This is a genomic window from Halomonas sp. 3A7M (assembly GCF_014897875.1).
In the GTDB taxonomy this organism is placed as follows: domain Bacteria; phylum Pseudomonadota; class Gammaproteobacteria; order Pseudomonadales; family Halomonadaceae; genus Vreelandella.
Genome location: NZ_JABUZD010000085.1, coordinates 1 through 1,040, shown reverse-complemented (window position 1 = coordinate 1,040; position 1,040 = coordinate 1). Strand labels below are relative to the sequence as shown.

The following is a 1,040-nucleotide window of genomic DNA, read 5'->3' as shown; positions in this document are numbered from 1 at the left end:
ATCCTACATACATTATGCACGAAAACTTTCGGTTAGGCACTTATTGCTGACTAATTCAAAGCCAAGATTCTGCTCTAAAATCTGTTTCAGACACAGAAAACACCATACCTCATAAATTTCGGCCACCGATTTCATTGAAATGCTCGACTGATTGCCAAACACATCCAAATAAAACCTCAGTTCTTGCCACACTCGGTATACCGCGCTGTACCCTGTTTTTTGTTGCAGCACAAGAGATTCATGGCTTAGACCACCGTAAGCACTTACCTCTTTTAAGAAGCTTAGATTCAGAACCTTTTGTATCGGTAGTTGCCAGCTATGCAGTTCATTTAAAAAAAAATTCGATAAGCGTTGGCGTTCTGGTGCTTGATTGCTAGCACGCAGCGTAGCCTCAAACTTGGCCAGTTGTCGTTTACACTGGGTAACCGCCATCTTAATAAAACGGTTTTCAGGTGTATCTACGCTAAGCTGCTTCTTCTCTACCCGATAACGTTTATCATATTGACCATTGGCAAAGTCTCGCTTAACTTGCTCAGCGAGCCTGTAGGGTAGGCGCCCTTTTAATTTTGCCGCCTTAACATTGGAAATTGTTGGTTGTAAACGGCTATGCGGGGCAGCACAGATTAACTTTAGGCCTTGTTCAAAGCGTTCCCTTAAAGCAGCAAAGTTGGCCAGCCACATCAGTGGAAAGTGCCCTCGTTGTTTGCTGGCTGCTGCATCTTGCTCGGTTTTTTCTACCAAGCTAAAGCGCCAAAGCGGGTAAACAGCATCAATTGCCTGGTACATGGCTGGTAAATCGTGATGTAGCGCCATCTTGGTAGGCAACACTTCAAAAGCAATATGCTGTGTGTGGGTTTTACCTTCTGCCTCAAATGATAGTGGTAAGCGCATCCAGCCAACATCATTGCCAGTATTAATGGTGCCTGTTAAACGTGCGGGAATAGGCCCCCGTTGTTTGGCAAAGCGAAACGCTTCGCTGACGCTTTGGCTACGATGTAAGTGAATCCGCATAAGTTATGGTGTATAAAGCGAGGCTTATA

The 1,040-nt window shown here is 44.8% G+C and carries 1 protein-coding gene; it reads right to left on the bottom strand.

Annotation, left to right across the window (positions count from 1 at the left end):
- Positions 1–12: 12 nt before the first annotated feature.
- On the bottom strand, positions 13–1,011 hold the full coding sequence (locus tag INT19_RS08055) for a DUF2357 domain-containing protein (RefSeq protein ID WP_226924533.1): 999 nt from the start codon (positions 1,009–1,011) through the stop codon (positions 13–15).
- Positions 1,012–1,040: the final 29 nt, after the last annotated feature.